This is a genomic window from Streptomyces sp. NPDC050732 (assembly GCF_040654255.1).
GTDB lineage: Bacteria > Actinomycetota > Actinomycetes > Streptomycetales > Streptomycetaceae > Streptomyces.
On the sequence record NZ_JBFAHP010000047.1, the window covers coordinates 43,124 to 62,729 of the forward strand.

Genomic DNA, 19,606 nt, shown 5'->3' on the forward strand with positions numbered 1-19,606 from the left:
GGAATCCAGCGACCGCACCCGGCGCGCTCCCCTCGCTTGCCTCACGGCACGAGGGGTTTTTTGTTGCACTGGCACCTGCCAAACCCCCGCAAACACCCCGCAAAAACCCTCAGCTTCGAGAAGAGAATGCCGATGACCGAGCAGGCCACCGGGGCCCACCATCCGCAGCCGCGGCCCCGATCCTCAGGACAGCAGTCCGCCCCCGTCGAACACGTCACGGGTGCGCAGTCCCTGATTCGTTCTCTTGAGGAAGTCGGGGCCGACACGGTGTTCGGCATCCCCGGCGGAGCCATCCTCCCGGCCTACGACCCGATGATGGACTCCACCCGGGTGCGGCACGTCCTGGTGCGGCACGAGCAGGGCGCGGGCCACGCGGCCACCGGATACGCGCAGGCCACCGGCAAGGTCGGCGTCTGCATGGCGACGAGCGGCCCCGGCGCCACCAACCTGGTCACCCCGATCGCCGACGCCCACATGGACTCCGTCCCGATGGTCGCGATCACCGGCCAGGTGGCCTCCAAGGCCATCGGCACGGACGCCTTCCAGGAGGCGGACATCGTCGGCATCACGATGCCGATCACCAAGCACAACTTCCTGGTCACCCAGGCCGAGGACATCCCGCGCACCATCGCCGAGGCCTTCCACATCGCCTCCACCGGGCGCCCGGGCCCCGTCCTCGTGGACATCGCCAAGGACGCCCTCCAGGCGCAGACGACGTTCTCCTGGCCGCCGCAGCAGGACCTGCCCGGCTACCGCCCGGTGACCAAGCCGCACGCCAAGCAGATCCGCGAGGCCGCCAAGCTGATCACCGGCGCCAAGCGACCCGTCCTCTACGTCGGCGGCGGCGTCATCAAGGCGCAGGCCACCGCGGAGCTGAAGGTTCTGGCAGAGCTCACCGGAGCGCCCGTCACCACCACACTGATGGCGCTCGGCGCATTCCCCGACAGCCACCCGCTGCACGTGGGAATGCCGGGCATGCACGGTGCGGTCACCGCCGTCACCGCGCTGCAGAAGGCCGACCTGATCGTCGCCCTCGGAGCCCGCTTCGACGACCGCGTCACCGGCAAGCTGGACAGCTTCGCCCCGTTCGCGAAGATCGTCCACGCCGACATCGACCCGGCCGAGATCGGCAAGAACCGCGCCGCCGACGTGCCGATCGTCGGCGACGCCCGCGAGGTCATCGCCGACCTCGTCCAGGCCGTCCAGACCGAGCACACCGAGGGCCACAAGGGTGACTACACCGCCTGGTGGAGCGACCTGAACCGCTGGCGCGACACCTACCCCCTCGGCTACACCCAGCCCGAGGACGGCTCGCTCTCCCCGCAGCACGTCATCGAGCGCGTCGGCCAACTCGCTCCGGAAGGCACGATCTTCGCGGCGGGCGTCGGCCAGCACCAGATGTGGGCCGCGCACTTCATCCAGTACGAGAAGCCCGCCACCTGGCTCAACTCCGGCGGCGCCGGGACGATGGGCTACGCGGTCCCGGCCGCGATGGGCGCCAAGGCCGGCCGGCCCGACCGCACGGTCTGGGCGATCGACGGCGACGGCTGCTTCCAGATGACCAATCAGGAGCTCACCACCTGCGCCCTGAACAACATCCCGATCAAGGTCGCCATCATCAACAACGGCGCCCTCGGGATGGTCCGCCAGTGGCAGACCCTGTTCTACAACCAGCGTTACTCCAACACCGTCCTGCACAGCGGTCCCGAGGACATCGGCCCCAACAAGGGCACCCGCGTCCCCGACTTCGTGAAGCTGTCGGAGGCCATGGGCTGTGTGGCGCTGCGCTGCGAGCGCCCCGAGGACCTCGACAAGGTCATCGCGGAGGCGAACGCCATCAACGACCGCCCGGTCGTCGTCGACTTCATCGTCCACGAGGACGCCCAGGTCTGGCCGATGGTCGCCGCCGGCACCTCGAACGACGAGGTCATGGCCGCCCGCGGGGTCCGCCCCGACTTCGGCGACAACGAAGACGACTGAGACCGAGAGCGAAAGAGAGACCACGCGCCATGTCCACCAAGCACACGCTCTCCGTCCTGGTCGAGAACAAGCCCGGCGTCCTCGCACGGATCACCGCCCTGTTCTCGCGCCGCGGCTTCAACATCGACTCGCTCGCCGTGGGCGTCACGGAGCACCCCGACATCTCCCGCATCACCATCGTGGTGAACGTCGAGGACCTGCCGCTCGAACAGGTCACCAAGCAGCTCAACAAGCTCGTCAACGTCCTGAAGATCGTCGAGCTGGAGCCGGGCGCCGCCGTGGCCCGCGAACTCGTCCTCGCGAAGGTCCGCGCCGACAACGAGACCCGCTCCCAGATCGTCGAGATCGTCCAGCTGTTCCGCGCCAAGACCGTGGACGTCTCCCCGGAGGCCGTCACCATCGAGGCCACCGGCAGCAGCGACAAGCTGGAGGCCATGCTCAAGATGCTGGAGCCCTTCGGCATCAAGGAGCTCGTCCAGTCCGGCACCATCGCGATCGGCCGCGGCTCCCGCTCCATCACCGACCGCAGTCTGCGGGCGCTCGACCGCAGCGCCTGACCCGGGACCCTCGATACCCCTCTCGGATACCGAGACCCCTGAACTTCCCTCACCGAACCCGCCGTACGGTGGGACGCAACACCAGCACACATAGGAGATTCCCAGTGGCCGAGCTGTTCTACGACGACGACGCCGACCTGTCCATCATCCAGGGCCGCAAGGTCGCGGTCATCGGCTACGGCAGCCAGGGCCACGCCCACGCGCTGTCGCTCCGTGACTCGGGTGTCGACGTCCGCGTCGGTCTGCACGAGGGCTCCAAGTCCAAGGCCAAGGCCGAGGAGCAGGGCCTGCGCGTCGTCACCCCGTCGGAGGCGGCGGCCGAGGCCGACGTCATCATGATCCTGGTGCCGGACCCCATCCAGGCCCAGGTCTACGAGGAGTCCATCAAGGACAACCTCAAGGACGGCGACGCGCTGTTCTTCGGCCACGGCCTGAACATCCGCTTCGGCTTCATCAAGGCCCCCGAGGGCGTCGACGTCTGCATGGTCGCCCCCAAGGGTCCGGGCCACCTGGTCCGCCGCCAGTACGAGGAGGGTCGCGGCGTTCCGTGTATCGCGGCCGTCGAGCAGGACGCCACCGGCAACGGCTTCCCGCTGGCGCTCTCGTACGCCAAGGGCATCGGCGGCACGCGTGCGGGCGTCATCAAGACGACCTTCACCGAGGAGACCGAGACCGACCTGTTCGGCGAGCAGGCCGTGCTCTGCGGCGGCACCGCCGCGCTGGTCAAGGCGGGCTTCGAGACCCTGACCGAGGCGGGCTACCAGCCGGAGATCGCGTACTTCGAGTGCCTCCACGAGCTGAAGCTGATCGTGGACCTCATGTACGAGGGCGGCCTGGAGAAGATGCGCTGGTCCGTCTCCGAGACCGCCGAGTGGGGCGACTACATCACCGGCCCGCGGATCATCACGGACGCCACCAAGGCCGAGATGAAGAAGGTCCTCGCGGAGATCCAGGACGGCACGTTCGCCAAGCAGTGGATGGACGAGTACCACGGCGGCCTGAAGAAGTACAACGAGTACAAGACCCAGGACGAGAACCACCTCCTGGAAACCACCGGCAAGGAGCTCCGCAAGCTCATGAGCTGGGTCAACGACGACGACGCGTAAGTCGTACGGGTGAGGGCCGGGGCAGTTGCCCCGGCCCTTGTCCACCCTGTCCAGCCACGGACGGGTGATCCTTCCGTAGAGGCGCATGCTGATCCGTTCGGCGCCACTATGCTTCTGTTCAACATTCGCGTCGGGCCCACAGCGTCGTGCGTCTTCCACGCGGCTAGCACCCTCCACCGCCTGCGGCCGTCGGGACGGCCGTCCGCAATGGACTTGTGAGGACTCACGTGAGCACTGCTGCCACCGGCAAACCCGTCGTACTCATCGCTGAAGAGCTGTCGCCCGCCACCGTCGACGCGCTGGGCCCGGACTTCGAGATCCGCCAGTGCAACGGCGCGGACCGCGCCGAGTTGCTGCCCGCCATCGCCGATGTCGACGCGATCCTGGTCCGCTCCGCGACCAAGGTCGACGCCGAGGCCATCGCCGCGGCCAAGAAGCTGAAGGTCGTCGCCCGCGCCGGCGTCGGCCTGGACAACGTGGACGTGTCCGCCGCCACCAAGGCCGGCGTGATGGTCGTCAACGCCCCGACGTCCAACATCGTCACCGCCGCCGAGCTCGCCTGCGGCCTGCTCCTGGCCACCGCGCGCAACATCCCCCAGGCCAACGCCGCCCTCAAGAACGGCGAGTGGAAGCGCTCCAAGTACACCGGCGTCGAGCTCGCCGAGAAGACCCTCGGCGTCGTCGGCCTCGGCCGCATCGGTGCCCTCGTCGCCCAGCGCATGAGCGCCTTCGGCATGAAGGTCGTCGCCTACGACCCGTACGTGCAGCCCGCGCGCGCCGCCCAGATGGGCGTCAAGGTCCTGTCGCTCGACGAGCTGCTTGAGGTCTCCGACTTCATCACCGTGCACCTGCCCAAGACGCCCGAGACCCTCGGCCTCATCGGTGACGAGGCGCTGCACAAGGTCAAGCCGACCGTCCGCATCGTCAACGCCGCGCGCGGCGGCATCGTCGACGAGGAAGCGCTGCACTCCGCCCTCAAGGAGGGCCGCGTCGCCGGCGCCGGCCTGGACGTGTACGCGAAGGAGCCCTGCACGGACTCCCCGCTCTTCCAGTTCGACCAGGTCGTCTGCACCCCGCACCTCGGCGCCTCCACGGACGAGGCGCAGGAGAAGGCCGGCATCGCCGTCGCCAAGTCGGTGCGCCTCGCCCTCGCCGGCGAGCTCGTGCCCGACGCGGTGAACGTGCAGGGCGGTGTCATCGCCGAGGACGTGCGCCCCGGCCTGCCGCTCGCCGAGAAGCTCGGCCGGATCTTCACCGCCCTCGCGGGCGAGGTCGCGGCCCGCCTCGACGTCGAGGTGTACGGCGAGATCACCCAGCACGACGTGAAGGTGCTCGAACTGTCCGCGCTGAAGGGCGTGTTCGAGGACGTCGTCGACGAGACCGTGAGCTATGTGAACGCGCCGCTGTTCGCGCAGGAGCGCGGTGTCGAGGTCCGGCTGACCACGAGCTCCGAGTCGCCCGACCACCGGAACGTGGTCACGGTGCGCGGCACGCTCTCCGGCGGCGAGGAGATCGCCGTCTCCGGCACGCTGGCCGGACCGAAGCACCTGCAGAAGATCGTCGCCATCGGCGAGTACGACGTGGACCTGGCGCTCGCCGACCACATGGTCGTCCTGCGGTACGCCGACCGTCCCGGCGTCGTCGGCACCGTCGGCCGCGTCCTCGGCGAGGCGGGCATCAACATCGCGGGCATGCAGGTCGCCCGCGCCGACGTCGGTGGCGAGGCCCTCGCCGTCCTCACCGTCGACGACACGGTGCCGCAGCCGGTGCTGAACGAGCTGGCGGAGGAGATCGGCGCGGAGTCCGCCCGCGCGGTGAACCTCACGGACTAGGAAAACCGACCAGGAAACGCGAAACGCCGGACGGGCTGGAGAGATGGAGCTCCAGCCCGTTCGGCGTTCAGTGGGGCAGGGGTTACCAGTAGGGCAGGGTTACCAGTCGATGCAGGTGGCCGGAACGTAGCCCTTGATGTTGGCGTTGTTCGGCATGACGTACAGCCACTTGTTGCTGCTCTTGCCGCAGAGGCGGTACGACTGGCCGGTGAAGGACTGGCCGTCGTTGCAGAGGAACGCCTTGCGGCCCTTGTTCAGCTGACCGACCGCGTGGCCGTTCACCTTCGGCGTGGTGCGGACCTTCACCGTCTCCTTGGCGGGGACGTTGGTGAGGCCACGGGAGCAGTCCGGCCTCGTGGCGGCCGCGGCGGTGCCCGTGGTGAGGACGGTGCCGGAGAGCGCGATGGCGGAGACGGCGACGGCGGAGGCCAACAGCCTGAGCTTCATGAGGTGTTCGTTCTCCCGTGTGGAGGGTGATTTTCGGACGGGGAAAACCGTACCCCTGCAAGATCACGGAATCGGGCGTTCGTTACCTGCCGCTTACAGCCGTGACGACTTCAGGACCATGTGCAGCAGCAGACGGTCCTCGCCGTCGTCCAGGTCGAGGCCGGTGAGCTGCTCCACGCGCGACAGGCGGTAGTAGAGGGTCTGGCGGTGGATGCCCAACTCGGCGGCCGCGCGCCCCGCCTGGCCCGCGCAGTCGAGGAACACCTCGGCGGTCCGGGCCAGTTCACGGTGGGTGGGGGAGAGGAGCTGGCGGCCCACGGGGTCGTGCGCCGCCTCCGGGGGCAGCGCGGTCAGCAGGCGGTACGGGCCGACGTCCGACCACTGCGCGACCGGGCCGAAGCGCCGCTCGGCCAGCGCCGCCCGCGCCGCCCCCGACGCCTCCCACCAGGCGGCACCCAGATCCTCCAGACCGTGCCGGGCCCCCGCGATGCCGGCCGCCGCACCCGGCGCCGAATCCAGCAGACGCGACGCCGCCGTGTGCGCGGGCGACAGCGCGTCGGCCGAGCGCAGCCGCACCAGCGCCGCCAGGGACTGCGCGGTCGTGCCCCACGGCACCGTGCACACCGCCGCCGCGCCCGGCACCGTACGGGCGGCGGGGGCGTCGTCCGGGTCCGCGGAGCGCCACGGGGCGACGCACACCACCGCGTGCAGGCCGTCGCCGCGCGAGCCGAGCGCCGTGCGCAGCGAGGCCACCGCCATGTCGCGCTGCCAGCCCCGCTCGGCCGTCAGGACCGCCCGGAACTCCCGGGTGAGGTCGGCGCCCGCCTGCGCCTCGTCGGCGAGCAGCGCACCGATCCTGGCGGCCACCTCCATGGCGGCGGCCAGCTGCTGCTCGCCCGGGCCGGGATCGTCGTCGAGCAGCCAGACGTATCCGAGGGCGAAGCCCCGGTGGCGTACGGGAAGGCAGATCCGGCCCCGGTGGACGCCCGCCGCCGGGGTGGGCGGGATGCGGACCGGGGCGGTGGCGCGGGTGATGCCGAAGCCCTCGAACCAGGAGCGGACCTCGGCCGTGGACCGGCGGGTCAGGATCGAGCGGGTCCTGACCGGGTCGAGGACGGACGCGTCGAAGCCGCTGTCGCCGCCGCCGTCGTGCGCGCCGAAGGCGATCAGCTCGAAATCCCGGTTCTCCAGGGTCGCGGGAGCGCCGAGCAGCGCCGAGATCTCGTCGACCAGTTCTTGGTAGTCGCCCTTCACGATGACCATTCTCGCGCAGGCCACCGCTTTCTTCAGACATCTGTCTGAGATCCAGGGCACGGATGCGTGACAGCTGTCGATGGTTCACGATCCGGTGTATCCCTAAATTTCACGGTGGTTCTCCGTGCCGTACCGCCGCATTCCCTCCATCGAGGGTTTTGTCGGTATGGCCCTCGATTTCGTACACCCGTGGAGGTGCCCCGTGCTGGGTCCCGTGATCCTCGCCGCGTCGCGCAGCGACAAGATGCGCCGTTTTGTATCGGCGGCCCCCGGCACCAAGCAGGTCGTCTCCCGGTTCATCGCCGGTGAGACCGTCGACCAGGTGGTCCCGATCATCGTCGACGCTGCCGACAAGGGCCTGGAGGTGACCCTCGACGTGGTGGGCGAGGACATCACCACCGTCGAGCAGTCGCACGCCGCCCGCGACGCCTACCTGGAGCTCATCGGCCGGCTGAAGGACCTGGGCCTCGGGACGAAGGCCGAGATGTCCGTGAAGCTGTCGATGTTCGGCCAGGCGCTGGAGGGCGGCCACGAGCTCGCCCTCGCCAATGTGCGCCCCGTCGTGGAGGCCGCCGCGGCCATCGGCACCACGGTCACCCTGGACGCCGAGGACCACACCACCCTCGACTCGATGTTCGCCATCCACGACGAGCTGCGCAAGGACTTCCCGCAGACCGGCTGCGTCATCCAGGCCTACCTCTTCCGCACCGAGGCCGACGCCCGGCGCCTCGCCGAGAACGGCAGCCGCGTCCGCATCGTGAAGGGCGCCTACAAGGAGCCCGCCGAGGTCGCCTACCAGGACAAGGCGGAGACCGACAAGGCCTACGTCCGCATCCTGCGTACCCTGATGGAGGGCAAGGGGTACCCGATGATCGGGTCCCACGACCCGCGCCTGATCTCGATCGCGCAGGAGCTCGCGCGGCGTGCCGGGCGCAAACTGGACGAGTACGAATTCCAGATGCTGTACGGCATCCGCAGCGACGAGCACCTGCGGCTCGCCGCCGAAGGCCACCGGATGCGGGTGTACACCGCATACGGCACCGACTGGTACGGCTATTTCATGCGCCGTCTCGCGGAGAAGCCGGCGAACCTCCTCTTCTTCGCCCGCTCCATCCTCACCAAGGACTGAACCAAGGGCTGAGCTCCCACCCCCTCGACCCTCTCAAAGGAGATACGGAACTCATGGACGCTGTCACCCAGGTCCCGGCCCCGGTCAACGAGCCGGTGCACGGCTACGCCCCCGGCTCCCCGGAGCGCGCCCGCCTTGAGGCCAAGCTCAAGGAGCTGGCCGACAACCCGATCGAGCTGCCGATGACCATCGGCGGCGTCAAGCGCCTCGGTGGCGGCGAGCCCTTCCAGGTCGTGCAGCCGCACAACCACAAGGCCGTCATCGGCACCGGCCGCGGCGCCACCCAGCAGGATGCCCAGGACGCGATCGACGCCGCCCTCGCCGCCGCCCCGGCGTGGCGCGCGATGTCCTTCGACGACCGTGCCGCGATCATCCTGCGCGCCGCCGAGCTGCTCTCCACGACGTGGCGCGAGACCCTGGCCGCCTCCACGATGCTCGGCCAGTCGAAGACCGCGCAGCAGGCCGAGATCGACACCCCGTGCGAGCTCGTCGACTTCTGGCGCTTCAACGTGAAGTACGCCCGTGACCTGCTCGCCGAGCAGCCCCCGGCGAACGCCACCGGCGTCTGGAACCGCCTGGACCACCGCCCGCTGGAGGGCTTCGTCTACGCGATCACGCCGTTCAACTTCACGGCCATCGCGGGCAACCTCCCGACCGCCCCGGCCCTGATGGGCAACGTGGTCGTGTGGAAGCCGTCCCCGACGCAGACGCACGCCGCCGTGCTGCTCATGCAGCTCCTGGAGGAGGCGGGCCTGCCCAAGGGCGTCATCAACCTCGTCACCGGTGACGGCATCGCCGTCTCCGAGGTCGCCCTCAACCACCGCGACCTGGCCGGCATCCACTTCACCGGCTCGACCCCGACCTTCCAGTACCTGTGGAAGACGGTCGGCGAGAACATCGCGAAGTACCGCACCTACCCGCGCCTCGTCGGCGAGACCGGCGGCAAGGACTTCGTCGTCGCGCACCCCAGCGCCGACCGCGCGATCCTGAAGACCGCGCTGACCCGCGGCTCCTTCGAGTTCCAGGGCCAGAAGTGCTCCGCCTCCTCGCGCGCCTACATCCCCGCCTCGATCTGGAACTCCGGTTTCAAGGAGGAGTTCGCGGCCGAGGTCGACGGCATCAAGATGGGTGACGTCACCGACCTGTCGAACTTCATCGGCGCGGTCATCGACGAGCGCGCGTTCGCCAAGAACAAGGCGGCCATCGACCGCGCCAAGGCGGACGACTCCTGCACGATCGTCGCGGGCGGCACCTACGACGACTCCGTCGGCTACTTCGTGCGCCCGACCGTCGTCGAGTGCTCGGACCCGGCCAACGAGGTCTTCACGACCGAGTACTTCGGCCCGATCCTGGCCGTCCACGTCTACGAGGACGACAAGTACGACGAGATGCTGACCCAGATGGAGTCGGTCTCGGACTACGCGCTCACCGGATCGGTCATCGCGAACGACCGCGCGGCGGCCGCGTACACGATGGAGAAGCTCCGCTACGCCGCGGGCAACTTCTACATCAACGACAAGTCGACCGGCGCCGTCGTCGGCCAGCAGCCCTTCGGCGGCGGCCGTGCCTCCGGCACCAACGACAAGGCCGGTGCCCCGCAGAACCTCCAGCGGTGGACGCTGACCCGCGCCATCAAGGAGACGCTGGTCCCGCCGACCGAGTACGGCTACCCGCACATGGGCTGACGCCCGCCGCGGGCCCGTGCGGCCCGCCCCTGAACCCCGCCTCCGACCTGGGCCCCACCCCGGTCGGAGGCGGTGTCATGTCCGGGGTCAGGTGAGGGTGTCCACGGCGATGCGGGTCATGTCGGCGGCGATGCGGTCCTCGCCGGGGGTGTCCGGGTCCAGGCGGGTCGTGTAGACGGAGATGACCAGCGGGGCGCCGCCCTTCGGGGGCCAGGCCACGGCGACGTCGTTGACCCCGCCGTACGCGGGGGAGCCGGTCTTGTCGCCGACCCGCCAGCCCTCGGGGAGCCCGGCGCGGATGCGGGCGTCGCCGGTGGTGTTCTCCACGAGCCACCGGACGAGCTGGTCGCGGTCCCGCGGGTCGAGGGCGTCGCCGAGGACGAGCGCGCGCAGGTTCGCGGTCATCGCCGCCGGGGTCGTCGTGTCGCGCGGGTCCCCCGGGATGTTGGTGTTGAGATCGGTCTCCCAGCGGTCGAGGCGGGTGCGGGAGTCGCCGAGGGAGCGGGCGAAGCGGGTGATGCCGGACGGGCCGCCGAGCCGCCGCAGCAGGAAGTTGCCCGCCGCGTTGTCGCTGTACGTCACGGTCGCGTCGCACAGCTCCCGGACCGTCATGCCCGTCGCGAGGTGCATCTCGCACCGCGGCGAGTGGGTGACCAGGTCGTCGCGGCCGTACCGGATCACCGTGTCGAGCAGGCCGGGCTCCTCCTCGCGCGCCTTGCGCAGGATCGCCGCGGCGGCCAGGACCTTGAACGTCGAGGCGATCGCGAACCGCTCGTCGGCGCGGTGGCCGAGGGTGGCGCCGGTCCCGGTGTTCAGGGCGTGCAGGCCTATGCGGCCGGGGTAGCCCTTCTCCAGTTCGCGCAGGCGCCGCCGGGCCTCCGCGGCGGGTGCCGCGTGCGCGGTGCCGGGGACGGAGAGGAAGACGGGGGCCGCGGCGGCGGCACCGAGGACGGTCCTGCGGGAGGGAGTCACGTTCATGATCGAGAAGGTACCGGCCCGCTGCGGCGCCGGGCCAGGGGTTCGGGACCGGCCCGCCGCCCCCCGGCCGGCGGGCCTGCGCACTTGAACCTCACACCGGTGTCAACTCCTACCGTTCCGGCATGACGAACACCACGCTTCTCGCGCCCCACTCCGCCGGCCCCCTCGGCCTCCTCCCCAACCGCATGGTCATGGCCCCCATGACACGCCTCCGGGCGACGGCCGACGGCACCCCGCTCCCGGTCGTCGCCGACTACTACGCCCAGCGCGCGAGCGCCGGCCTCATCGTCACCGAGGGCATCTGGCCCAGTAGCCGGGGCCAGAGCGGCTGGCGCTACCCGGGTCTTGAGACGGCCGCGCACATCACTGCCTGGCGGCGCGTCACCGACGCCGTGCACGCCGAAGGCGGCCGGATCTACGCCCAGTTGATGCACGGCGGCCGCCACGGACACCCCCTGTCCCGCGTCGACGGGGACGCCCCCGCCGCGCCGTCCGCCGTGCTGGTGGACCCGGAGCGCGTGCACGTGCCCGGCGGCAAGGCCGACCCGGTCACACCCCGCGAGATGACCCGGGACGACATCCGCACCGCCGTCAGGGACTTCGCGGACGCCGCCCGCAACGCCGTCGAGGCGGGCTTCGACGGGGTCGAACTGCACGGTGCCAACAGCTACTTGATCCACCAGTTCCTCGCGGACAACACCAACCTCCGTGACGACGAGTACGGCCGGGGCTCGGTCGCCGACCGCATCCGCTTCGCCGTCGAGGTGGTGCGCGCCGTCGCCGACGCCATCGGCGCCGAACGGCTCGGCCTGCGGCTCTCGCCGGGCAACCCGCAGTTCGGCATGGTGGAGGCCGACCCCGGGCCCGTCTACCGCGCGCTGCTCGACGAGCTCGGCGGCCTGGGCCTCGCCTACCTCCACCTCACCGACAACGACGACTACCCGGCCCTCGCGGACCTGCGCCCCCGCTGGCACGGCACGCTGATCGCCAACGTCGGCGAGAACGGCGATCCGACCACCCGCGATGCGGGCGAGGCCCTCCTCGCGTCGGGCCTCGCCGACCTCGTGTCGTACGGGCGCGGGTTCATCGCCAACCCCGACCTGCCGGAGCGCTTCGCGACCGGCGCGCCCCTCCAGGAGATCGACAAGACCCTCCTCTACGGAGAGGGCGCCGAGGGCTACACCGACTACCCCGCCCTGGCGGACCGGCCGCTGACCGCTCAGACCTCCACGAGCACCTGATCCAGGGACTTGCGTACGAGATCGGGGACCCGGCAGTCCGGCGCCGGATAGCCCACGGGGATCACCGCAAACGCCTTCTCGTTCTCGGGCCGGCCGAGCACCTGGGACAGGAACCGCATCGGGCTCGGCGTGTGGATCAGCGCGGCGAGGCCCGACAGATGGAGCGCGGACAGCAGCATGCCGACCGCGATGCCGACCGATTCGTCGACGTAGTAGTGCTTGTGCTTGGTGCCGTCCTCGCCCAGCCAGTACCGCTGCTGGAAGACGACGATCAGGGCGGGCGCGTCCGTCAGGTGCGGCTTCACCTCGTCGGTGCCGAGGGGGCGGAGGGCCGCGAGCCACTCCTCGCCGAGGCGGCCGTCGTACGAGATCTGCTCCTCGTGCTCGGCGGCCTCGCGGATGCGGCGGCGTATCTCCGGGTCCTGGACGAGGACGAACGTCCACGGCTGCTGGTGCGCGCCGGACGGTGCCGTCGCCGCGCACGCGATGGCGTCCCGCACGACCTGCGTGGGCACGGGGTCCGGAGCGAACTGCCGCACTGTCCGTCGCTCCCGCATCCGCGCCCTCAACTCGGCGGCGTGCGCCAGGGATTCCGACTCGGGCATGCGCTCGGGCCGATAGGGCACGGAGCGGTAGGGCTCGCCGTGGATCGGGGTCCACGCTTGCTGCTGCTCGGTCTCAGGCATGGTCCGATTCTGCGTCGGGGAGCGGCCTCCACGCCATGGTGCAGACCAATTGCGGTCAGCTCGCGCGGACGATCATCTTGCCGAGGTTCTCGCCCCGCAGCATCCCCAGGAACGCGTCCACGATCCGGTCGAAGCCCTCCACCACCGTCTCGTCGAGCCGTACCCGGCCGCTCTGCAGGTGCGGCACCACGAACTCGTACAGCTCCTCCTGGAGATGCGGGTAGTCACGGACGAGGAAGCCCTCCATGCGCAGGCTCTTCTCGACGATGTCGGGGAGGTTGCGCAGCGCGTACGGCGCGCCCGTCGCGTTGTACTGGGAGATCGTGCCGATCCGTACGATCCGGCCGTACGCGCGCAGCGAGGAGATCGCCGCCTCCAGGTGTTCGCCGCCCACGTTGTCGACGTACAGGTCGATGCCGTCGGGCGCCGCCTTGGCGAGGAGGTCGGCGGTCGGCCCCGCGCGGTGGTCGAAGACCTCGTCGTAGCCGACGTGTCCGGTCAGGTACGCCGCCTTCGCCGCGGTGCCCGCGCTGCCGACGAGCCGTCCCGCGCCCATGAGCCGGGCGAGGCGTCCGGTCGCCGTGCCCACGCCGCCCGCCGCCGCGGAGACGAACAGGTCCTGTCCCTCGCGCAGTTCGGCGATGCGGGTCAGGCCGACGTACGCGGTCAGGCCCGTGCCGCCGAGGATGCTCAGATACGCGGAGAGCGGCACGCCCTCGAAGGCGGGCAGCCGCCGCACCTCGTCCGGTGCCACCACGGCGTGCGTGCGCCAGCCCTGCCGGTGGAGGACGATCTCGCCCTCGTCGAGCGCGGGGTCGCGGGACTCGACGACGCGGCCGATGGTGCGGCCCTCCAGCGGGGCGTGGAGCGCGAAGTCGCCGTCCATCATCTCGCGGTGGTACGGGTCGACGGACCAGTAGAGGTTCTCGACCAGGGCGGTGCCGGGGGCGGGCCGGGGGAGCGCGGACTCCACGAAGGCGAAGTGGGCGGCGGTGGGGAAGCCGTGGGGGCGGGCGGTCTGGTGCACGGTGAGCACGGTGTCGGTCATGTCGGTGACCGTAGGCAGGAATGCGGGGGCGGGGCAGTGGGTTGCGCTCATGGAACGGCCCGGACCATGAGGGTCCCTCATAGAAGCAGGTGAGCCCCCTGACAGCGCCCGCCACCCGGCCCCCGGCGACCGCCCGTGCCACCGCCGCCCTGCCCGCCGACCTCGCCCCGCACGAGCTCCGCATTCTCGTCGCCGTCGACCGGACGCGTGGATTCTCGGCGGCGGCGCAGGAACTGGGGCTCACCCAGTCCGCGGTGTCGCACTCCATCCGTGGTACGGAACGGAAGGTCGGGGTCGTGCTGTTCGAGCGGGGCAGGAAGGGGGCGACGCCGACGCCGGCGGGAGCCGCCGCGGCCGCGTACGCGCGGCGGGTGCTGCGGCTCCTCGACACGCTCGTCGCGGAGGCGCGGGGCGCGGCGCGGGGTGGCGAAGGGGCCGTCGGGGGGACGCTGCGGATCGCCGCGTTCCGGAGCGCCGCCCTGCATCTCCTTCCGGCGGCACTGGACCGGCTCGCCGCCGCGCATCCCGGCATCAGGCCGGAGGTCCGGGTGGTGCGGGAGCTGGGCGCGGGCACGGCGGGGGAGGTCGCCGCGGGGCGTGCGGATGTGGGAATCGCGACGCTGGGAGGGAGCTCGCCGGTGCCCGCCGGGCTCGTCGGTGACGTACTCCTGGAAGAGGCGTACTCGTTCGTGCACCCGGCGGGGCACCCCGACCCGCGCTCGCTGCCGCTGGTGGACTGGCACGAGAACTGTGGCTCGTACACGAGGGAGTGGTGGCGCCGGCAGGACTGGATCCCCGCGGCGACCGTCCTGACCGAGGATGACGGAGCGGTGCTCTCGATGGTGAGCAACGGTCACGGCATGGCGATCATGCCGGCCCTGTCCCTGACCGGAGCGCCGGACACAGTACGGATCACTGATCTCGGAACGGAGCGCCCGACGCGCTCGATCGGCTATGTCACCACCCCTGAGCTGGCCTCTTCCCTTCCCGTGCGGGCGCTGATCCGCGAGCTGAGAGCGGTACGCGGGTGAACCCGTCTCAGATAGTAGGAAGCCCGAGTAATTGTGGAGACAGGCGCTCCGTCCTCGCTTAGCTTTGTAGGAGCCGAACGTCTCGCTCGATCAAGCGAATGCGGTCGTGAGCCGGAGCCCCACGCAGGCGAACCCTGCCGCTCCGCCGCTCCCCGCTTGGGGGTCCCCCCACGCCCATTAGGCAGTGGGGGAGTCTCGTACGAATACACCCTTCCCTCAAGGAGTGGATCTCCCATGGCCGAGACGACCGTCCGCCGAGTCCGTCACACCTCCCGCACCAGCGACGCCGAGCGCAGGAACGCCGCCGCCGCCCTCCAGCGGGCCCTCGACCGCAGGGACAACGGCGGCGAGACGGGCCACTGAGCCCGCCGGGTCACCGAGTCCCCCGCACCACCTCGAAGTGGTCGATGCGCTCGCCGCTCTCGGCGAGCGCGGAGACCGACATCCTCGGGCGCGCCCCGGCCGTCACCTCCACCGCGAGGAACGAGAAGCCGGTGTAGCGCACCCGGGACCACTCCACGGTGTCCGGGTCGGGCACGCGCGACTTCGTCCAGTGGAAGCTCACGATGCGCTCGTGATCGTGGACGTTGCCCTCGTAGCTGTCCTCGACCCCTGGGCCGAAGCCGTAGAGGTCCTTGCCCGCGCCGCCCGCGGTGACGTACACGATGCCGTCGCGCGTCGGATCGGTCGACGCGCCGACCGGCACGGGCCTGCCGACCTCGCCGCCCTTGATGGCGTCGGTGCGTTCGTAGACGTGGTTGTGGCCGTTGACGACCAGGTCCACCTGGTGCTTCGTGAACAGCTTCAGCCATGCGTCGCGCACTCCGCCGTCGGAGGCGTGCGTCGACGTCGAGTACATGCAGTGGTGGAAGAAGACCACCACGAAGTCGACGGCCTCGTCGGCGCGCAGGTCGCGCAGGCGCTTGTCGAGCCAGGCGGTCTGCCGGCCGTCCGTGTAGCCCCTGTTGGCGGGTATCTCGTACGAGACGTCGTTGGCGTCCAGTGCGACGACGCCGACGTTCCCGTACGTGAAGGAGTAGACGCCCGGCGCGTTCCTCGGGTCGAAGCCGTTCTCCGGGAGCGACCAGCGGGCGTACTGGCCGCCGTAGCCGTTCGGCGAGTACCACGCCTCCATGTCGTGGTTGCCGGTGGTCACCATCCACGGCACGGACTTCGCGACGGACTCCGTCTGGGCGAGGAAGGTGTCCCACACGCGGGCGTCGTAGGTGTCGGACTCCTTGCCGTGCCCGGTGGTGTCCGCGTAGCAGATGTCGCCCGCGTGCAGGTGGAACGACGGGTTCTGGCCCAGGATCACCTGGTCGTTGGCGAGGGCGTGGTAGCTGACGCCCTGGTCGCCGAAGGCCGTGAAGACGAACTTCTCCGGCTCGGCGGGCGCGGTCCTGAAGGAGCCGATCGTCGCCATCCGCTCGGGCGATGCCGGGTCGAAGCCGTCGTGGCCGACGCCGTAGTAGTACGTCGTGCCGGGGGCGAGGCCGTCGAGCGCCGCGTGCAGGTAGTACTGCTCGACCACGGGCAGCTTCTTCGAGAGCGACGGGGTGTGCAGGTCGCGCACCTCCGCCTCGATCTTCCGGCTCAGCTCCCAGGGCCTTGGACCCACGCGTATGTAGGGGGACTTGACCGCGAACGGCACCTGCCAGGAGACCCGCATCTGCGTCTTCGGGTCGGCGCCGAAGGCGAGGTGCCTGCCGAAGGGCGCCACCAGCTTCCCGTCCACCCGGACCGGGGCGGGCGGCGCGCTCACGGGATGCGCCGGCGACGTGCCCGAGCCGTTGGCCGTACCCGAACTGCCGGCGAGCAGGCCCGCCCCGCCCACCGCCCCGGCCGTCGCGAACGAACCGGCAAGCACCCTGCGGCGGGAGAACTTCCCGCGCAGGTACGCGTGCTGTTCGGGCATGCTCATCCGGGCCGCGAGCCGCTCCGGAATGCCGACGTGGGGAGTGTCCATGCCTGGGAACTTCCCAGTGGGGCCCAACTCCCGCCCTACGCCGGGATGAACAGCATCCGACCACGAGGTGCCGCGCTCGCGGGCTGTCCGTATGCCGGACACCGCATGTCATCCCCTGGGACGAAGAGTACGGTGCTCGTATGTCGGCCAGTTCTCGCAGCATCAATCTCGCAGTCATCCCCGGAGACGGCATCGGCCAAGAGGTCGTGGCCCAGGGGCTCAAGGTCCTCAACGCCGTGCTTCCGCAGGATGTGAAGCTGGAGACGAAGGAGTTCGACTTCGGCGCGAGGCGGTACCACGCCACCGGTGAGACCCTCACCGACGCCGACGTGGAAGCCCTCAAGCAGCACGACGCGATCCTCCTCGGCGCGATCGGCGACCCCTCGGTCCCGTCCGGCGTCCTGGAGCGCGGCTTCCTGCTGAAGCTCCGGTTCCTCTTCGACCACCACGTCAACCTGCGGCCCTCGAAGCTGCTGCCCGGCGTCGCCACCCCGCTCGCCGGCCAGCCCGAGATCGACTTCATCGTCGTCCGCGAGGGCACCGAGGGCCCCTACACGGGCAACGGCGGCTCGATCCGCACCGGCACGCCGCACGAGGTCGCCACCGAGGTCTCCGTCAACACGGCCTTCGGCGTGGAGCGCGTGGTCCGTGACGCCTTCGCCCGCGCGCAGGCCCGCCCGCGCAAGAAGCTGACGCTGGTCCACAAGAACAACGTCCTCGCGTACGCGGGGCACCTCTGGACCAACGTCTTCAACCGGGTGGCCGAGGAGTTCCCGGACGTCACCACCGACTACATCCACGTCGACGCCGCGACGATCTACCTCGTCACCGACCCCGGCCGCTTCGACGTGATCGTCACCGACAACCTCTTCGGCGACATCATCACCGACCTCGCCGCGGCCGTCTCCGGCGGCATCGGCGTCGCCGCCTCCGGCAACATCAACCCGAGCCGCGAGTTCCCGTCCATGTTCGAGCCGGTGCACGGCTCGGCGCCGGACATCGCGGGCCAGGGCAAGGCCGACCCGTCGGCCACGGTCCTCTCCGTCGCGCTGCTGCTGCGCCACCTCGGGTACGAGGCGGAGGCCGCCCGCATCGAGGAAGCCGTCTCCGCCGACCTCGCGGAGCGCGGGACCACCGTCCGCACCACCGAGCAGATCGGCGACGCGCTCGCCGTACGAGTAGCGGGCTGACCCGGTAGCTCGTAGATCACACAGAAGATCACGCAGCAGCCGCCGGGTCCCAGAGGCACCCGGCGGCTTCTCGTATCCGGCCCCCGGGTGTCACCATCGACCCCCGGGCCGCAATCGTGCCGTTTCTCCCTGGGGACCCCGCGAGCGATAATCGAACGTGGGGCCGTGGAAGCAGCAGGGAAACTCGGACGTCCTAGTACTGGGCGTTCGGATGTGAGCGCGGTCCGTCACCATCACACGTGAAGGACGAAGTACTCATGACGACGACGCCGACCATCGAGCTCAAGCCCACCTCGACGCCGCTGGCCACCGCGGAGCGCGAGGCGATCCTGGCCAACCCCGGGTTCGGCCGCCACTTCACCGATCACATGGTGACGATCAAGTGGACGGAAGGGCGCGGCTGGCACGACGGCCAGCTCGTGCCGTACGGCCCGCTCGCCCTCGACCCGGCGACGAACGTCCTGCACTACGCCCAGGAGATCTTCGAGGGCCTGAAGGCCTACCGGCAGCCCGACGGCTCGGTGGCCATGTTCCGCCCCGACGCCAACGCCCGCCGCTTCCAGGCCTCCGCGCACCGCCTCGCGATGCCGGAGCTGCCGGTCGAGACGTTCATCGAGGCGTGCGACGTGCTGGTCAAGCAGGACAAGGCGTGGGTTCCGGCGCACGGCGGCGAGGAGTCCCTCTACCTGCGCCCCTTCATGATCGCCACCGAGGTCGGCCTGGGTGTGAAGCCCGCCAACGAGTACCTCTTCGTCGTCATCGCCTCGCCCGCGGGCGCCTACTTCCCCGGCGGCGTGCAGCCCGTCTCCATCTGGCTCTCCGAGGACCGCGTGCGCGCCGTCCCCGGCGGCATGGGCGACGCCAAGACCGGCGGCAACTACGCCGCGTCGCTGCTCGCGCAGGCCGAGGCCGCGGCGAAGGGCTGCGACCAGGTGGCCTACCTCGACGCCGTCGAGCACAAGTGGGTCGAGGAACTGGGCGGCATGAACCTGTACTTCGTGTACGGCGACAAGATCGTCACCCCCGCCCTGACCGGGTCCCTGCTCGCCGGCATCACCCGCGACTCGCTCCTCGCGGTCGCCCGCGACCTCGGCTACACCTCGGAGGAGGGCCGCGTCTCCATCGACCAGTGGAAGACCGACACGGAGAACGGCTCCCTCACCGAGGTCTTCGCCTGCGGCACGGCGGCCGTCATCACGCCCGTCGGCACGGTGAAGTGCAACTCGGGCGAGTGGCAGCAGAGCGGCGGCGAGCCGGGCGAGGTCACGATGAAGCTCCGTGAGGCGCTGCTGGATGTGCAGCGCGGGACGGTGGCGGATCAGCACGGCTGGATGCACAACCTCGGCTGAGGGCTTGACCGTCACCACGTGGCCCCGCGCCGGGGGGGGGGGGGGGGGGGCGTTTTAGGTATTGCACACGTGTTAAAACCAGTACATTTGGTCCCAATAGGGGTTTGGGTGGTGGGGGTGTGTTGTG

17 protein-coding genes are annotated in these 19,606 nt (G+C 70.4%); 11 read left to right on the forward strand and 6 right to left on the reverse strand.

Annotation, left to right across the window (positions count from 1 at the left end; all coding sequences use genetic code 11):
- The first annotated feature begins 132 nt into the window (after window positions 1–132).
- The 4 genes from AB0H82_RS32540 to serA all read left to right on the forward strand — a co-directional run bounded on the left by AB0H82_RS32540 (window position 133) and on the right by serA (window position 5,475).
- Window positions 133–1,980 (forward strand): acetolactate synthase large subunit, encoded by a 1,848-nt coding sequence (locus AB0H82_RS32540; RefSeq protein WP_362999107.1) that lies wholly within the window; start codon window positions 133–135, stop codon window positions 1,978–1,980.
- A gap of 29 nt (window positions 1,981–2,009) precedes the next feature.
- Window positions 2,010–2,537, forward strand: a complete 528-nt coding sequence (gene ilvN / locus AB0H82_RS32545; protein WP_030785263.1) for an acetolactate synthase small subunit — start codon at window positions 2,010–2,012, stop codon at window positions 2,535–2,537.
- Window positions 2,538–2,641: 104 nt separating this feature from the next.
- A complete protein-coding gene (gene ilvC / locus AB0H82_RS32550; RefSeq protein ID WP_127909881.1) occupies window positions 2,642–3,643 on the forward strand; it encodes a ketol-acid reductoisomerase in 1,002 nt (333 codons plus the stop codon).
- A 227-nt stretch (window positions 3,644–3,870) separates the two neighbouring features.
- Entirely contained in the window at window positions 3,871–5,475 is a 1,605-nt protein-coding gene (gene serA / locus AB0H82_RS32555; RefSeq protein WP_362999108.1) for a phosphoglycerate dehydrogenase, read from the forward strand.
- Between the two features lie 99 nt (window positions 5,476–5,574).
- Here the strand turns inward: serA and AB0H82_RS32560 are convergent, their stop codons facing one another.
- Both AB0H82_RS32560 and AB0H82_RS32565 read right to left on the reverse strand, forming a co-directional pair.
- A complete protein-coding gene (locus AB0H82_RS32560; protein ID WP_362999109.1) occupies window positions 5,575–5,922 on the reverse strand; it encodes a hypothetical protein in 348 nt (115 codons plus the stop codon).
- Between the two features lie 93 nt (window positions 5,923–6,015).
- Complete coding sequence (locus tag AB0H82_RS32565; protein ID WP_362999124.1) at window positions 6,016–7,185, reverse strand: helix-turn-helix domain-containing protein; 1,170 nt, start codon at window positions 7,183–7,185, stop codon at window positions 6,016–6,018.
- Between the two features lie 193 nt (window positions 7,186–7,378).
- Between AB0H82_RS32565 and AB0H82_RS32570 the strand changes: the two genes are divergently transcribed.
- Window positions 7,379–8,305: a proline dehydrogenase family protein gene (locus tag AB0H82_RS32570; RefSeq protein WP_362999110.1), complete on the forward strand. Its 927-nt coding sequence runs from the start codon at window positions 7,379–7,381 to the stop codon at window positions 8,303–8,305.
- Between the two features lie 53 nt (window positions 8,306–8,358).
- Window positions 8,359–9,990 carry an L-glutamate gamma-semialdehyde dehydrogenase gene (gene pruA, locus AB0H82_RS32575; RefSeq protein ID WP_362999111.1) on the forward strand — a complete coding sequence of 544 codons (1,632 nt, stop codon included), beginning with the start codon at window positions 8,359–8,361 and terminating at the stop codon, window positions 9,988–9,990.
- Between the two features lie 87 nt (window positions 9,991–10,077).
- Here the strand turns inward: pruA and bla are convergent, their stop codons facing one another.
- Window positions 10,078–10,968 (reverse strand): class A beta-lactamase, encoded by an 891-nt coding sequence (gene bla, locus AB0H82_RS32580; protein ID WP_362999112.1) that lies wholly within the window; start codon window positions 10,966–10,968, stop codon window positions 10,078–10,080.
- Between the two features lie 122 nt (window positions 10,969–11,090).
- On the opposite strand from bla, the gene AB0H82_RS32585 reads away from it, so the two are divergent.
- Window positions 11,091–12,209 (forward strand): alkene reductase, encoded by a 1,119-nt coding sequence (locus AB0H82_RS32585; protein ID WP_362999113.1) that lies wholly within the window; start codon window positions 11,091–11,093, stop codon window positions 12,207–12,209.
- On the opposite strand, the gene AB0H82_RS32590 is transcribed toward AB0H82_RS32585, so the two are convergent.
- Window positions 12,188–12,895 (reverse strand): nitroreductase family protein, encoded by a 708-nt coding sequence (locus tag AB0H82_RS32590; protein WP_362999114.1) that lies wholly within the window; start codon window positions 12,893–12,895, stop codon window positions 12,188–12,190. The two genes, AB0H82_RS32585 and AB0H82_RS32590, sit on opposite strands and share 22 nt — an antisense overlap.
- Before the next feature lie 55 nt (window positions 12,896–12,950).
- On the reverse strand, window positions 12,951–13,943 hold the full coding sequence (locus tag AB0H82_RS32595; RefSeq protein WP_362999115.1) for an NADP-dependent oxidoreductase: 993 nt from the start codon (window positions 13,941–13,943) through the stop codon (window positions 12,951–12,953).
- Between the two features lie 98 nt (window positions 13,944–14,041).
- Between AB0H82_RS32595 and AB0H82_RS32600 the strand changes: the two genes are divergently transcribed.
- Both AB0H82_RS32600 and AB0H82_RS32605 read left to right on the forward strand, forming a co-directional pair.
- The gene (locus AB0H82_RS32600) at window positions 14,042–14,974 is read left to right on the forward strand and encodes a LysR family transcriptional regulator (RefSeq protein WP_362999125.1); all 933 of its coding nucleotides are present in this window, start codon (window positions 14,042–14,044) and stop codon (window positions 14,972–14,974) included.
- Window positions 14,975–15,208: 234 nt separating this feature from the next.
- On the forward strand, window positions 15,209–15,337 hold the full coding sequence (locus tag AB0H82_RS32605; protein WP_362999116.1) for a hypothetical protein: 129 nt from the start codon (window positions 15,209–15,211) through the stop codon (window positions 15,335–15,337).
- A 10-nt stretch (window positions 15,338–15,347) separates the two neighbouring features.
- Here the strand turns inward: AB0H82_RS32605 and AB0H82_RS32610 are convergent, their stop codons facing one another.
- Window positions 15,348–16,940 carry a metallophosphoesterase family protein gene (locus AB0H82_RS32610; protein ID WP_362999117.1) on the reverse strand — a complete coding sequence of 531 codons (1,593 nt, stop codon included), beginning with the start codon at window positions 16,938–16,940 and terminating at the stop codon, window positions 15,348–15,350.
- Window positions 16,941–17,080: 140 nt separating this feature from the next.
- Between AB0H82_RS32610 and AB0H82_RS32615 the strand changes: the two genes are divergently transcribed.
- Window positions 17,081–18,130, forward strand: a complete 1,050-nt coding sequence (locus AB0H82_RS32615; protein WP_362999118.1) for a 3-isopropylmalate dehydrogenase — start codon at window positions 17,081–17,083, stop codon at window positions 18,128–18,130.
- A gap of 257 nt (window positions 18,131–18,387) precedes the next feature.
- Complete coding sequence (locus AB0H82_RS32620; protein WP_362999119.1) at window positions 18,388–19,479, forward strand: branched-chain amino acid aminotransferase; 1,092 nt, start codon at window positions 18,388–18,390, stop codon at window positions 19,477–19,479.
- The last annotated feature ends 127 nt before the right edge of the window (window positions 19,480–19,606 follow it).

What these genes read in the sequence shown, in the direction of transcription:
- AB0H82_RS32585 (WP_362999113.1), top strand. Translation starts at nt 11,091, where the DNA reads ATGACGAACACCACGCTTCTCGCGCCCCACTCCGCCGGCCCCCTCGGC.
- AB0H82_RS32615 (WP_362999118.1), top strand. Translation starts at nt 17,081, where the DNA reads ATGTCGGCCAGTTCTCGCAGCATCAATCTCGCAGTCATCCCCGGAGAC.
- bla (WP_362999112.1), bottom strand. Translation starts at nt 10,968, where the DNA reads ATGAACGTGACTCCCTCCCGCAGGACCGTCCTCGGTGCCGCCGCCGCG.
- AB0H82_RS32620 (WP_362999119.1), top strand. Translation starts at nt 18,388, where the DNA reads ATGACGACGACGCCGACCATCGAGCTCAAGCCCACCTCGACGCCGCTG.
- pruA (WP_362999111.1), top strand. Translation starts at nt 8,359, where the DNA reads ATGGACGCTGTCACCCAGGTCCCGGCCCCGGTCAACGAGCCGGTGCAC.
- AB0H82_RS32595 (WP_362999115.1), bottom strand. Translation starts at nt 13,943, where the DNA reads ATGACCGACACCGTGCTCACCGTGCACCAGACCGCCCGCCCCCACGGC.
- AB0H82_RS32610 (WP_362999117.1), bottom strand. Translation starts at nt 16,940, where the DNA reads ATGGACACTCCCCACGTCGGCATTCCGGAGCGGCTCGCGGCCCGGATG.
- AB0H82_RS32605 (WP_362999116.1), top strand. Translation starts at nt 15,209, where the DNA reads ATGGCCGAGACGACCGTCCGCCGAGTCCGTCACACCTCCCGCACCAGC.
- AB0H82_RS32560 (WP_362999109.1), bottom strand. Translation starts at nt 5,922, where the DNA reads ATGAAGCTCAGGCTGTTGGCCTCCGCCGTCGCCGTCTCCGCCATCGCG.
- AB0H82_RS32565 (WP_362999124.1), bottom strand. Translation starts at nt 7,185, where the DNA reads ATGGTCATCGTGAAGGGCGACTACCAAGAACTGGTCGACGAGATCTCG.
- AB0H82_RS32540 (WP_362999107.1), top strand. Translation starts at nt 133, where the DNA reads ATGACCGAGCAGGCCACCGGGGCCCACCATCCGCAGCCGCGGCCCCGA.
- AB0H82_RS32590 (WP_362999114.1), bottom strand. Translation starts at nt 12,895, where the DNA reads ATGCCTGAGACCGAGCAGCAGCAAGCGTGGACCCCGATCCACGGCGAG.
- ilvN (WP_030785263.1), top strand. Translation starts at nt 2,010, where the DNA reads ATGTCCACCAAGCACACGCTCTCCGTCCTGGTCGAGAACAAGCCCGGC.